This is a genomic window from Microbacterium abyssi, assembly GCF_015277895.1.
In the GTDB taxonomy this organism is placed as follows: Bacteria; Actinomycetota; Actinomycetes; order Actinomycetales; family Microbacteriaceae; genus Microbacterium; species Microbacterium abyssi.
The window spans coordinates 3,203,548-3,216,192 of the sequence record NZ_CP063815.1 but is presented as its reverse complement, the minus strand read 5'-3'; the positions used below and the strand labels follow the sequence as shown (position 1 = coordinate 3,216,192).

Below are 12,645 nucleotides of genomic sequence, written 5' to 3'. Positions count from 1 at the left end.
GGCCTCACTCGGCGACGAGGTCATCGATCTTCGATGCCGCGTTTCCGAGGAAGTCGTCGATCGACTCCTTGCCGAAGATCACGGCCGCGGAATACTCGTCGCGGAACGCCTGCCATGCCTCCACCGAGTTCGGGATGCTGGGGACATCGGCGGTGGCCTCCGCCTGCTCGGCGAACGCCACGTAGTTCGGGTTCTCGGCGAAATAATCGCCGTAGGTGTCGGTGAGCCCGGTGCGCATCGGCATCTGTCCGGTCAGCTCCAGGAGCTGTCCGTCACTGTCGACGCTCGTCGAGAACTTGAGGAACTCCCATGCGGTGCCCTGGTTCTCGCAGGCGGTGAACATCGACACGCTCTTGGAGTCGGCGAAGGTCGTCGGGTTGTCGCGGCCGTCGCTGGTCGGGACCGGCATGAAGCCGACGTCGACGGTGTCGGCGTACGACGGGATCGCCCACGGACCCGCGAGCTGCATCGCGGTGGTGCCCGCCGACATCGCGTCGTCGGTGGCCGCCTCGTTCGGGGAGAGCTTCTCCTCGTAGAACGTGGCCCAGAACTCGGCGACGGTGCGACCGGCATCCGAGTCGAAGGTGGACTTGCCGTCCTCGACGAGCATGGTGCCGTCGGTCTCGGCGAGGTAGAGCGGGTAGAAGTCGAACCACGGCTGGAAGAACTCGCTCGTGGGCGATGGCCAGATGGCGCTCTGCACACCCGAGTCGACGATCGCGCGGGAGCCCTCGAGGAACGCCTCGTGGGTGTTCATCTGCGGGTCCTCAGGGTCGATTCCCGCGGCCTCGAACAGCGCCTTGTTGTACATCACCATGACGGGGTTCGACTTCCACGGCAGCTGGTAGAAGCTGCCGTCGGTCGCGTAAGCGTCGACATCGCCGCCGCGCTCGGCGATGTAATCGCTGCCGCCCTCGATCGAGCCGAGGTCGACGAGCCCGCCCTGCTTCACCCAGCCCGACACCGCCGCGGGGGCCACGTTGTAAACGAGGCAGGGAGCTGTGCCTGCTGTGATGGCGGCCGTGATGGCCTCTTCCGAGGACGAACCGGCGGGGATCTCCTGCGCGTTCACCTGTTCGTCGGGGTGCTCGGCGTTCCAGGCGTCGACGACGGCGGTGCCCCAGGCGACCTCCTGCTCGTTGTTCGAGAGCCAGACGTCGATGGCGCCGGTGCCCTCGGCGGAGCCCTCGCCGCCGCCTCCGCCACCGCCCGCTGAGCATCCGGTGGCGACGAGCGCGACGGCGCCGATGAGCGCTGCTGCACGGATCTTCTTCATGATGTCCTCCTTGACACTGTTGGTGATGGGGATGCCGTGCTCTCGCGGAAGTGCACGACGTTGCAGTCGACGACCTCGGTTCGCGGCTGCGCGCCGAGGATGTCTGCCCGCAGAAGGCGGGCTGCCGCGCGACCACGCGCAGCGGGATCGGACGAGACGCTCGTCAGCGCCGGCGAGAGGTGGGCGGACAGGTGATCGTCGTCGAAACCCGAGATGGCGAGGTCTCTCGGGATCACCAGGCCCTGCGAGCGTGCGTAAGAGAGACCGGCGATCGCCATGGTGTCGTTCGAGTACAGGACGGCTGTCGGGCGGTCGCGAAGGCCGAGCAGCTCGGCAGTGCGCGTGCGGCCGCTCGCGGCCGTGAAGTCACCCTCGCGAAGCAGTTCGTCACTGCCGATGGCATCGATGTACGCCTTCGCGCGCGCGTTCGAGTGCACGTAGTCGAGCGGGCCGGAGACGTGGGCGATGCGCTCGTGCCCGTCGGCGCGGAGGCGTGCAATGATCTCGCGGACCGGCGCGGCATCGTCGGTGCGGACGCACGAGAATCTGGTGGCCTGATCGTATGCGCCGACGAGCACTGCGGGCAGGCCGAGATCGTCGAGGAACGGGATGCGCCAATCGTCGGTGCGCAGGTCGAGAAGCAGCGCGCCGTCCGCGCGGCCGTGCCGGAGGGTGCGGTACGCGCGTTCCTCGGCGGCGCGGTCCGGGACGACCTGGAGAACCAGCGCCGTCTCAGTCGGAGCGAGCACGGATTCGACTCCGGCGATGAACGCCGGGAAGAACGAGTCGTTGGCGATGACGTCGGGGTTGCGGGCGAGCACCACCGCGATCGCGTTCGCGCGACTGGTCGCCAATGCTCGCGCGCTCTGACTCGGCACCCAGTTCAGCCGCTCCGCCGCCGCGAGCACCTTGCTGCGGGTCTCATCGGAGATCGGCCGGTTGCCGCTGAGGGCGTGCGAGACCGTCGCTTTCGTGACGCCGGCCTCGCGGGCCACATCGGCGATCGTCGTGCGAGTCATGCCACCTCCTCGTAGCTGCTGCCGAGCGCACGCGACGAACTGTCACGTGTGAACCGGTTTGACGGAACTGTAAACCGGTTTGACTCAGGGTGTCAACGGGTTCCGGCTTTCCGATGCCCCGAGGCTCGGGGCGCTCAGGTCGCAGAAATCGCCGTTGCGAGCCGCTCAGAACGGCATCGATCGCGACCTGAACCCCGGCCGAGCGAGGGCGTCAGCCCTTCAGCGTCTCGATGTCGATGACGAAGCGGTAGCGGACGTCGGATGCCAGCACTCGAGCCCAGGCCTCGTTGACCTGGTCGGCCGAGGTGATCTCGACCTCGGGCGCGATGCCGTGCTCGGCGCAGAAGTCGAGCATCTCCTGGGTCTCGGCGATGCCGCCGATGTTGGAACCCGCGAACGAGCGGCGACGGCCGATCAGCGTGCCGGCGCTGACCGGCATCGGCTCGGACGGTGCGCCGACGTTGACCAGCGTGCCGTCCAGGGCCAGCAGCTTCAGGTGGGCATTGATGTCGATCGCGGCGGACACCGAGTTGATGATGAGGTCGAACTCGTTGCGGAGGGTGCGGAGCGTGTCGGGATCCTCCGTCGCGAAGTAGTGGTCGGCGCCGAGGTTGAGCGCGTCATCCCGCTTCGCCTCCGAGCGCGACAGCACCGTGACCTCTGCCCCCATCGCGTGAGCGATCTTGACGGCCATGTGGCCGAGCCCGCCCAGACCGATCACCGCGACCTTCTTGCCCGGTCCTGCGTTCCAGTGCCGCAGAGGCGAGTACGTGGTGATGCCGGCGCACAGCAGGGGCGCCGCCTTCTCGAACGGGATCTCGTCCGGCACACGCAGCACGAAACCTTCGGTGACGACCACGGAGGTGGCATACCCGCCCTGCGTGATCGTGCCGTCGACATCCTTCGCGGCATATGTGCCGGTCGCGCCGTTCTCGCAGTACTGCTCCTCGCCCGCTGCGCAGCTGGCGCACTCGCCGCACGAGTTCACCAGGCATCCGACGCCGACGCGGTCGCCCACGGCGAATCTCGTGACCTCGGCGCCCACCTCGGCGACGGTGCCGACGATCTCGTGCCCGACGGTCAGCGGATACGGCTGCGGACCCCAGTCGCCTTGCACGGTGTGGATGTCGGAATGGCAGATGCCCGCCCAGCGGATGTCGATCCGCACGTCCTTCGTGCCGATATCGCGGCGCTCGACGGTGCCGGTGAACAGCGGCTCGGTGGCGGAGGGCGCGACGATGGCGGGAATCTCGGTGGGCATGTTCCGAGCGTAGACCGGATGCCGGCACCCGGCACGTCCGTCAGGCCTCGGTGGTGCCGAGGAACTCCAGTGCGGCCTCCTTGAACGCCCGCGAACCCGGAGCGTTGAAGTGGTGACGGCCGGGGATCTCGAAGAACTGCCCGTTAGGTGCGGCGCTCGAGAGGGTTCGCGAGCCCTCGATGATGGCATCCTCGGATCCCGTCGCGAACAGGATCGGCCGGGTCGGGGCGTTCGCCGGGTCGGGGTCGACGGTGCGCGTCGTCCGCATGCCCTCTGCGAGGGCGAGCAGAGAGCGCAGGTCGTTGCCGGGCACGCGCTCCGTGAGCGTGATGTAGTTCTGAGTGGTCCGGTCGGTGACCGGCGTGCCGTCCGCGACGTACGCGCGCACCTGGTCGAGATCGAGTCTTTCGAGCGGGATGCCGTCGGGCACTCCGCCCAGCACGGCTCGCTCGATGCGCTGCGGAAGGTCGCGCACGACCTCCCAGCCAACCCGCGACCCGAGCGAGTACCCGACGTAGAACGCCTCCTCGACGAGATACGTGTCCATCACGGTCTCGACATCGCCCACGAGCGTGCGGATCGCATAGGCGCCCGGCTCGTGCGGCTTGTCACTGGCGCCGTGGCCGCGCTGGTCGAGCGCGAGCACGCGGTAGCCGGCCTTGGTCAGCTCGCGCACCCAGCCGGTGAGCACCCAGTTGTCGCGCACGTTCGAGGCGAAGCCGTGCACGATGACGACCACGGGCGCATCGAACGCGCCCCAGGTGTAGGTCGCCAGGCGCGTTCCGTCGGCGGCGTAGACGAGCTGCGGATCCGGCATCCGCGACAGTTCGGAGAGAGGTGCGGCCACCCCTCCATCATGGCCTCCTGCGCGCGCTGCGGCGGCTTCTCGGACCCGTTTCCGTAACATCATCCTTTCGGCTGATGCGGGGGCGTCGCGAAGTACGTACCTTGAGAGTGACGGAGGCGACCGGGGGGTCAGAATGTCAACGATCGGTGTGGTGCGCGACCTTGCAGAGGTCTTCCTGTGGATCGGACTCGCGGGAGCAGGACTCGCCCTGATGTGCGCGATCGTCGTGGTCGTCGCGCTCGCAGTCGGAGCCCCGGGCGTGGCCGGCGGAGCGGCGGCGGTGTGGATCGGGGCAGCGATGCTGAGCCTGACGTCCGGCTTCTCCGGACAGTGGATTCCGGCGCTCGTCGCAGCCGGCGGTCTCGTTGCGGCGCTTCTGCTGGGAGCCTTCGCGCGCCCCGTGGTCCGCAGATTCGAGGCGCGCCCCAAGTCCGAACCGGTGGCCGCCGCAGCGGCTCCTGCGGCACCCACGGCGCCCCGGCGAATCGGCGGCGTCCGCACTGTTGGCCCCGAATCGATTCGATAGACTGATCGCCCGCCGGTCGCCGGCGTCCGATCCCCCGATCTTCGTTCCGGAAGCCCTTTCCCCGTATGGCCACCTCCCTCACCACGGGCCGCCCCTGGCGCGTCATCCTCGCATTCTCCGTGCCGCTGCTCATCGGCAACGTCGTGCAGCAGCTCTACCAGGTCGTCGACACGATCGTGGTCGGGCGTGAGCTCGGCGTGAACTCTCTCGCCGCCGTCGGTGCCACCGGCAGCCTGCTGTTCCTGCTGCTCGGCTTCGCGTGGGGCATGACGAGCGGTTTCGCCATTCCGACTGCGCAGGCGTTCGGTGCGAAGGATGCCGCGGCAGTCCGCCGCTCGGTCGCCACCGGCACGCTGCTCTCGGCGGTCGCCAGCATCCTCATCACGGTCGGCGGCCCGCTGCTCGCCGAACCGGTCCTCGTGCTCATGCGCACACCCCCTGAGCTGCTCGCCGAGGCGACCCTGTTCACGCAGGTGAGCTTCCTCGGAGGCGGCGCGACCATGTTCTTCAACTATCTGTCCGCGATCATCCGCGCTATCGGCGACTCGAAGACGCCGCTGATCTTCCTGACGATCGCCTGCGCGCTGAACGTCGTGCTCGTCATCGTGCTGGTCGGGCCCGTCGGCTGGGGAGTCGCGGGGGCAGCCCTGGCGACGGTGGTCGCGCAGGCGGTGTCGGTGCTGCTGTGCCTCGAGTTCGTCAGGCGCCGGATGCCGGTTCTGCACGTGCGGCGCGCCGACTGGAAGGTCACCAAGAACGACATCGCCGACCATCTGCGACTCGGACTGCCGATGGGATTCCAGGCCTCCATCATCGCGATCGGAACACTCGTCGTGCAGGTGGCGCTCAACGTCCTCGGCGCGGAAGCCGTCGCGGCGTACACGACCGCGTCACGCGTGGACAGCCTTGCCACGGCGCTCCTCGCGTCCCTCGGCCTCGCCGTCTCGATGTACGTGGCGCAGAACTTCGGCGGCAGGCGTCCTGACCGCATCCGCACCGGAGTGAAGCAGGCCACCGTGATGGCCATCATCGCCTCGCTCCTGCTCGGCGTCGTGCTCATCGCGTTCGGCACGCACCTGGTGCGGCTGTTCGTGGGCGAAGGCTCGGACGAGGTCGTCGAGCTCGCGCACCTGATGCTCATCATCAACGGATCGACCTACGCGCTGCTCGGCGTGCTGTTCGTGCTTCGCGGTGCGCTGCAGGGCCTCGGGCAGGCGATGATCCCGACCATCACCGGCGTCGTCGAACTGTTCATGCGCGTGGGTGCAGCCGTCGTGCTCGGCGCAGTGCTCAGCTTCGCCGGCGTCGCGATGAGCAACCCGCTGGCCTGGGTCGGCGCTGTCGTGATCCTCATCCCGGCGTACGTGCGCGCGCATCGGGCGCTGGCGAAGATGCCGGTCGATCCGCTCGAGCCGACCCTCACTACGCCGATCGCCCTCGTGGGCCCTGACAACAGCTCGCTGAACGTGGATGCCGTGGTCACGCAGGCCGTGCCGGTGGTCGTGCAGCGGAGGTGGAAGAAGCTGCTCCGTCGCTGAGGGTCGTTTCAGGGAGTCGAAGCCGCCTCAGCTGTTCAGCATCCCGCGGCCGTCGCGCAGTTCGAACACCAGCTGGGTCTCGGTGCCGCGGACCACCGGATGCACCGTGATGTGCTCCAGGACGATGTCGCGGAGGGCCGCGGCATCCTGCACGGCGACGTGCACGAGGAAATCGTCGACCCCGGCGACGTGGAACACCTGCAGCACCCTCGGCGTCGCGACGAGCGCGTCGAACAGCGCGTTGACCTTCTCGCCGGTGTGGTTGGCAAGCCGCACCTTGATGATCGCCTCCAGCGGGTAGCCGAGCGCCGTCGCATCGAGCCGGATGCGGCTGTCGCGGATGATGCCACGATCGCGCAGACCCCGCACGCGGTGCGCGCAGGTGGATTCCGCGAGCCCGAGCTGCTGCGCGAGCGCCTTGTTGGTGAGGTCGGCGCGCGCGCTGAGCGCGGCGAGGATCTCCAGGTCGAGCTCGTCGAGTTGTGCTTTCGCCAACCTCATCGCCTCCATGGTGCGCATCTTTGCTGAAGAACGCCATTCAGGCCGCGTTAGCGGCGGATGCTGTCGAATTCTCCCATCGTCATTGGGATTCCGGCAACGTGGGGGTATGAGTCTGCATCCCGACACCGTCGCCGTGCACAGCGGACGCGGCGACCTCGCCGCACTCGGCGTGCACGCCCTGCCGATAGATCTGTCCACCACGAATCCGCTGCCAGATGTCGAGCGCGGCGGTGATTCGTACGAGGCGATGGCGGGCGGCGGCCGTCCGATCGAGGACGGCAGCCTGGTCTATGCGCGGCTGTGGAATCCCACCGTCGCGCGGTTCGAGGACGCGCTCGCCGAGATGGAGCATGCCGAGGCCGCAGTCGCGTTCTCGTCGGGCATGGCCGCGATGACCGCGGTGATCCTTGCGATGACATCCGCGACCGGCAGGCGACACGTCGTCGCGGTGCGACCGCTCTACGGCGGCACCGATCATCTGCTGGGCACGGGGCTGCTCGGCACCGAGACGACCTTCTGCCACCCGTCGGAGGTGGGCGTCAGCATCCGCCACGACACCGGTCTCGTCGTCATGGAGACCCCCGCGAACCCGACGCTCGACCTCGTCGACATCGCCGCTGTCGTCACGGCGGCGGGAGGCGTGCCGGTCGTCGTCGACAACACGTTCGCGACGCCGGTCCTGCAGAACCCGCTCGACCACGGCGCGGCGATGTCGCTGCACAGTGCGACGAAGTACCTCGGCGGGCACGGTGACGTGATCGCCGGCGTCGTCGCCTGCAGCGAGGAGATCGCCGAGGCGCTGCGCAGGGTGCGTGCCGTGACCGGCGGCCTGCTGCACCCGCTCGGCGCGTACCTGCTGCACCGCGGTCTCACGACGTTGCCGGTGCGGATGCGTCAGCAGCAGGAGAACGCGCGGCAGCTCGTGCAGTGGCTGATCGATCGGCCCGAGATCGACGAGGTGTTCTTCCCCGGGCTCGACGGTGACCCGCTCGGGATCCTCGATCGGCAGATGCGCGGGACGGGAGCGATGATCGCCATGCGGATGCGGGGAGGGTACGCGTCGGCGAGTGCGGTGGCGTCCGCGGTGGAGCTGTTCACCCACGCGGTCTCGCTGGGCGGCGTGGACTCGCTCATCCAGCACCCAGCGGCGCTCACGCATCGTCCGGTGCCCGCGGATGCACGACCGGATGCCGACGTGCTGCGTCTCTCGATCGGTCTGGAGAATCCGGCGGATCTCATCGCCGATCTCGCCCAGGCCTTCGCCCGCGTGGACGTCGAAACCGTCCGGCAGGGCTGAAACAGCGGGTCGTTGAGCGGAGGTGGGCAGCCGCCGCAGACGAAACAGGGTGAGTGAACGTCAGCGAGTCGAAGCCACTGAAGCCGCAGCCCGCCGCGCGCGCCAGCGCTTCCCGATCACTCCCTGCCGCGGCGAGAACAGGTACACGAGCGCGAACACGCACCCCTGCACGACGACGACGAGTCCGCCGGATGCCGCGTCGATCCAGTAGCTGAGATAGATCCCCACGACGCTGCACACCGCCGAGAGGACGGGTGCGATCACCAGCATCCGCCCGAACCGATCCGTCAGCAGATACGCCGTCGCACCGGGGATGATGAGCATCGCCACCACGAGCACGACGCCGACCACCTGCAGCGCGACGACCGCGGTCAGCGCCAGCACTCCGAGCAGCAGCGCGCCCAGCATTCGCGGCGACAGGCCGATCGCGAACGCGTGCGTCGGATCGAACGCGTACAGCGTGAGGTCGCGGCGCTTGACGATGAGCACGGTGAACGCGACCGCCGCGAGGATGCCGATCTGCACGAGGTCGGCATCCGATACGCCGAGGATGTTCCCGAAGATGATGTGATTCAGATCGGTCTGACTGGGCGTCATCGAGATCATCACCAGTCCGAGGGCGAACAGGGTGCTGAACACGATGCCGATCGCGGCATCCTCCTTCACCCGGCTCGTGCCGCGGATCAGCCCGATCAGCGCGACCGCCAGCAGCCCGAACACGAGTGCGCCGATCGCGAACGGCGCCCCGAGCACGTAGGCGAGAACGACGCCCGGCAGCACCGCGTGCGAGACGGCGTCGCCCATCAGCGACCAGCCGACCAGCACCAGCCAGCATGACAGCAGCGCGCAGACGATCGCCGCGATCACCGTCGTCACCAGCGCCCGCACCATGAAGTCGTACTGCAGCGGTTCGAGAATCCAGTCGAGGATCATGGCGCCTCCAACCCGAAGGCCCGCGCGAGCTGCGAAGGCTCCAGCGCCTCATCCACCGATCCGTGGAACAGCACCCGCCGCAGCAGCAGCACGGCCTCGTCGGCGAGCGAGGGCAGCGCGTGCAGATCATGCGTCGACACCAGCACGGTGCTGCCCGCCGCGGCGAGCTCGCGGAGCAGCCGGACGATCGTCGCCTCACTGCGCTTGTCGACGCCCGCGAACGGCTCGTCGAGCAGCAGGATGCCGGCACCCTGGGCGATGCCGCGCGCGACGAACGCGCGTTTGCGCTGTCCGCCGGACAGCTGCCCGATCTGCCGGTCGGCGAGATCCGTGAGCTCGACGCGCTCGAGGGCGTCGGCGACGGCATCCCGATCCGCTGGTCGCGCGCGTCGCAGGAAACCCTGCCGCCCGTACCGGCCCATCATGACGACGTCGCGGACCGAGACGGGGAACGCCCAGTCGACATCCTCGCTCTGCGGCACGTACCCGATGCGGCCGCGCCTGCGAGCGGATGCCGGGTCGCCGCCGTCGATCGAGACGGTTCCGGATGCCGGATGCACCAGCCCCAGAATCGTCTTGAACAGCGTCGACTTTCCGGAGCCGTTCATGCCGATCAGCCCGGTGACGCGACCGGGCTCGACCGTCAGGGACACATCCTCGAGCGCGAGGACGTCGCCGTACCGGACGGTCGCGCCCGCGACCTCGATGCTGCTCATGATCCGCTTGCCCCGTCCGCTCGCGCGGTGAGGCCGGCGACGATCGCGTCGGCGTCGTGCCGGAGCAGGTCGAGGTAAGTGGGCACCGGGCCGTCGGGCGTCGACAGCGAGTCGACGTAGAGGATGCCGCCGAAGTCGGCGCCGGTTGCCTCGACCACCTGCTGCATGGCACGATCCGACACGGTCGACTCGCAGAACACCGCCGGCACGTCGTTGTCGTTCACGAACTCGATGGTCGCGGCGATCTGCCGCGGCGTCGCCTGCTGCTCGGCGTTCACGGGCCAGATGTACGCCTCTGCGAGATCGGCGTCGCGTGCGAGGTACGAGAACGCACCCTCGCACGTCACCAGTGCTCGCTGGCTCTGCGGCAGCACGGCCAGTTCGGCGACCAGATCGTCCTGCACCTGCTGTAGTTCGCTCTTGTACGCGTCGGCGTTCGCGGCGAACTCCTCGGCGTGCGATGGGTCGAGCTCGGCGAACGCGGTGGCGATGTTGTCGACGTATAGCTGCACGTTCAGTGGACTCATCCAGGCGTGCGGGTTGGGCGTGCCGGCGTACGCGTCCTCCGTGATGTCCATCACCTCGACGCCGTCCGAGACGACGACGTGCGGCACGTGCACCGAGTCGACGAACTGCGCGAACCAGGCCTCCAGATTCAGGCCGTTGTCCAGGATCAGTTCGGCGTCGGTGGCCTGGCGCACGTCGCCGGGGGTCGGCTCATACCCGTGGATCTCGGCGCCGGCCTTGGTGATCGACTCCACGCGCAGGTGATCGCCGGCGACGTTCTGCGCGATGTCGGCGAGCACCGTGAAGGTCGTCAGAACGACAGGACGGTCGTCGGGCGACGCGGGATCCGGGCCCGTGCACCCGGTGAGAGCGGCGGCTGCCACCGCGACGAGCGCGAGCCCCCGAGGAACACTTTTAGGCACACCGAAAATCTAGCTTTTAGGCGTGCCGAAAACAAGGCGACGCCGCGCGCGGCGGTCATGCGCTGTTGACCGCAGGTCAACCACGTTTGTGGACTAGCGACATAAAACTGAGTACCACCTGAAGAGAAACCTGGTTTCCATGCGCAAAGTCCGGGGCGTGCGAGCAGGACGGCCATACGCTCACCGATGGCGACGACGCCACCGACCCTTGGAGTCCTCAATGACGAGTTCTACATCCCACGCGCACGGAAACGGCATGCGCATCACCGCAATCGTCCTCAGCATCCTGCTTGCGGCGATGGTCATCCTCTTCTTCGTGACCACAGGCAAGATCGCCGCGGGTGCGGCTGAACTGTCCGATGGCACCGTCGCGGCGAAGGACGGCTCGTCCGATCTGGCCGCCGGTGCGGCGGACCTCACGACGGGTGCCGACAAGCTCGCCGCCGGCACGGAGGAGCTCGCCGAAGGTGCAGCGAGTGCCCATGACGGTTCGCAGAAAGTCGCCGACGGTGCGCTCAGCGCTTCGACCGGCGCGGCGTCTCTTGCGGCGGGGGCAGACACTCTCGCCGTCGGTGCATCCAGTGCTGAATCGGGGGCGAGCCGGGTGAGCGAGGGGGCGCGGTCCGTAGCGGCCGGGGCGCAGCGGCTGACCTCGGGCCTGTTGCAGGCTGATGTTGGCGCCCGGTCGGCGATCGATGGCGCGCAGAAGGTCTCCGGCGGCGCGCAGGACGTGGATGCCGGTGCCGAGCAGGTTCTCGATGGTGTCACGGGCCTCTCGGCAGGAGTTGCCGGAGCACACCAGTACGCCAGCGCTGTGCTCGGGGCGGCAAGCGGATTCAGCGCGCAGCTCTCGGACGCCGTTACCCCTGAGCTGCAGACCCTCGCCAGCGACGGTGCAGCTGCGGCGATCACAGCAGCGGCGACCGGCGCCCCGGCGAACTCACAGCAGCTGGCCGCCGATCTCGCCGACCTCGCCGCTGCGAACCCCGCAGATGCGCAGCTGCAGCGACTCGCCACGCTCGCCGCCGAAGTCGATGCTCAAGTGGACGGCATCGCAGGGGCGGCCAAGACTGCACCGCAGCTCGCGAAAGGCACGATCGCTGCGGCGGGTGGCGCACAGCAGGTCGCGGGAGCGGTGAACGCGATCGTGACCGGCGATGCCTCGAAGGGCTGGCCGGGCACCGTCGCACTGGTCGACACCGAGAAGGGGGCACCGGCGCTGCTCAAGGGCGCCAAGACGCTGAAGGCGGGCACGGCCAAGCTGTCCTCAGGCGCCGAACAGCTCGCCACGGGCCTGCAGCCGCTGAAGACAGGGACGGCCGAGCTCGCATCTGGGGCAGCCACGCTCACGGGCGGACTGTCGGATCTCTCCGAGGGCGCGTCGACGCTGCACGCAGGTTCCGCACGACTGAACTCGGGCGCCGCGAGCCTCGACGACGGTGCGGCGAGGCTCGCCGAAGGGACCGCCACTCTGCAGCGCGGAGCCGCCGATCTCGACACCGGCATCGGCACGCTGGCCGAGGGGGCGGCGACGGTATCCGAAGGATCGGGCGCACTCGCCGAGGGAGGCGGGACGCTCGCCGCGGGCGCCGCAGACCTCGCGGCCGGCAACGGTCTCATCGCCGACGGGTCGGGCACGCTGGCGACGGCGACCGCGGGCGCCGCACCGTCGATGCTTCCCTGGATGCTGGGCACCGCGCTGGCCGGTCTGATCGCCATCGGCTTCTGGATCGGTCACCGCATCAGCCACCGGAGGGCTCTCGCGCTCGCATAGTTGAACCAGCGGTCCGCAGGACGGGGTG

The 12,645-nt window shown here is 68.7% G+C and carries 12 protein-coding genes; 4 read left to right on the top strand and 8 right to left on the bottom strand.

Features of this window, described 5'->3' with window-relative positions; translation table 11 throughout:
- Nucleotides 1–4: 4 nt before the first annotated feature.
- From IM776_RS15515 to IM776_RS15500, 4 genes are all read right to left on the bottom strand, one after another.
- Nucleotides 5–1,276: an extracellular solute-binding protein gene (locus tag IM776_RS15515; RefSeq protein ID WP_194421019.1), complete on the bottom strand. Its 1,272-nt coding sequence runs from the start codon at nt 1,274–1,276 to the stop codon at nt 5–7.
- Complete coding sequence (locus IM776_RS15510) at nt 1,273–2,295, bottom strand: LacI family DNA-binding transcriptional regulator (RefSeq protein WP_194421018.1); 1,023 nt, start codon at nt 2,293–2,295, stop codon at nt 1,273–1,275. The genes IM776_RS15515 and IM776_RS15510 overlap by 4 nt, the downstream gene beginning before the upstream one ends.
- A 211-nt stretch (nt 2,296–2,506) precedes the next feature.
- The gene (locus IM776_RS15505) at nt 2,507–3,556 is read right to left on the bottom strand and encodes an NAD(P)-dependent alcohol dehydrogenase (RefSeq protein ID WP_194421017.1); all 1,050 of its coding nucleotides are present in this window, start codon (nt 3,554–3,556) and stop codon (nt 2,507–2,509) included.
- Between the two features lie 40 nt (nt 3,557–3,596).
- A complete protein-coding gene (locus tag IM776_RS15500) occupies nt 3,597–4,403 on the bottom strand; it encodes an alpha/beta fold hydrolase (RefSeq protein WP_194421016.1) in 807 nt (268 codons plus the stop codon).
- A gap of 133 nt (nt 4,404–4,536) precedes the next feature.
- Here IM776_RS15500 and IM776_RS15495 point away from each other — a divergent pair, with 133 nt between their 5' ends.
- Both IM776_RS15495 and IM776_RS15490 read left to right on the top strand, forming a co-directional pair.
- Nucleotides 4,537–4,929, top strand: coding sequence for a hypothetical protein (locus IM776_RS15495; RefSeq protein WP_194421015.1), 393 nt, complete (start codon nt 4,537–4,539; stop codon nt 4,927–4,929).
- Between the two features lie 65 nt (nt 4,930–4,994).
- The gene (locus tag IM776_RS15490; RefSeq protein WP_194421014.1) at nt 4,995–6,467 is read left to right on the top strand and encodes an MATE family efflux transporter; all 1,473 of its coding nucleotides are present in this window, start codon (nt 4,995–4,997) and stop codon (nt 6,465–6,467) included.
- Nucleotides 6,468–6,494: 27 nt separating this feature from the next.
- Here IM776_RS15490 and IM776_RS15485 read toward each other — a convergent pair whose 3' ends face one another.
- A complete protein-coding gene (locus tag IM776_RS15485; protein ID WP_194421013.1) occupies nt 6,495–6,968 on the bottom strand; it encodes an Lrp/AsnC family transcriptional regulator in 474 nt (157 codons plus the stop codon).
- Between the two features lie 106 nt (nt 6,969–7,074).
- Here IM776_RS15485 and IM776_RS15480 point away from each other — a divergent pair, with 106 nt between their 5' ends.
- Nucleotides 7,075–8,265 (top strand): trans-sulfuration enzyme family protein, encoded by a 1,191-nt coding sequence (locus IM776_RS15480; protein WP_194421012.1) that lies wholly within the window; start codon nt 7,075–7,077, stop codon nt 8,263–8,265.
- 60 nt (nt 8,266–8,325) lie between these two features.
- On the opposite strand, the gene IM776_RS15475 is transcribed toward IM776_RS15480, so the two are convergent.
- Genes IM776_RS15475 through IM776_RS15465 form a run of 3 tightly spaced genes read right to left on the bottom strand, consistent with a single transcriptional unit; the run spans nt 8,326 to nt 10,843 of the window.
- Nucleotides 8,326–9,198: a metal ABC transporter permease gene (locus IM776_RS15475; protein WP_194421011.1), complete on the bottom strand. Its 873-nt coding sequence runs from the start codon at nt 9,196–9,198 to the stop codon at nt 8,326–8,328.
- Nucleotides 9,195–9,914, bottom strand: a complete 720-nt coding sequence (locus IM776_RS15470) for a metal ABC transporter ATP-binding protein (protein ID WP_194421010.1) — start codon at nt 9,912–9,914, stop codon at nt 9,195–9,197. The genes IM776_RS15475 and IM776_RS15470 overlap by 4 nt, the downstream gene beginning before the upstream one ends.
- A complete protein-coding gene (locus IM776_RS15465; protein WP_422730921.1) occupies nt 9,911–10,843 on the bottom strand; it encodes a metal ABC transporter substrate-binding protein in 933 nt (310 codons plus the stop codon). The genes IM776_RS15470 and IM776_RS15465 overlap by 4 nt, the downstream gene beginning before the upstream one ends.
- A gap of 256 nt (nt 10,844–11,099) precedes the next feature.
- On the opposite strand from IM776_RS15465, the gene IM776_RS15460 reads away from it, so the two are divergent.
- Complete coding sequence (locus tag IM776_RS15460; RefSeq protein ID WP_194421009.1) at nt 11,100–12,617, top strand: hypothetical protein; 1,518 nt, start codon at nt 11,100–11,102, stop codon at nt 12,615–12,617.
- Nucleotides 12,618–12,645 lie beyond the last annotated feature (28 nt).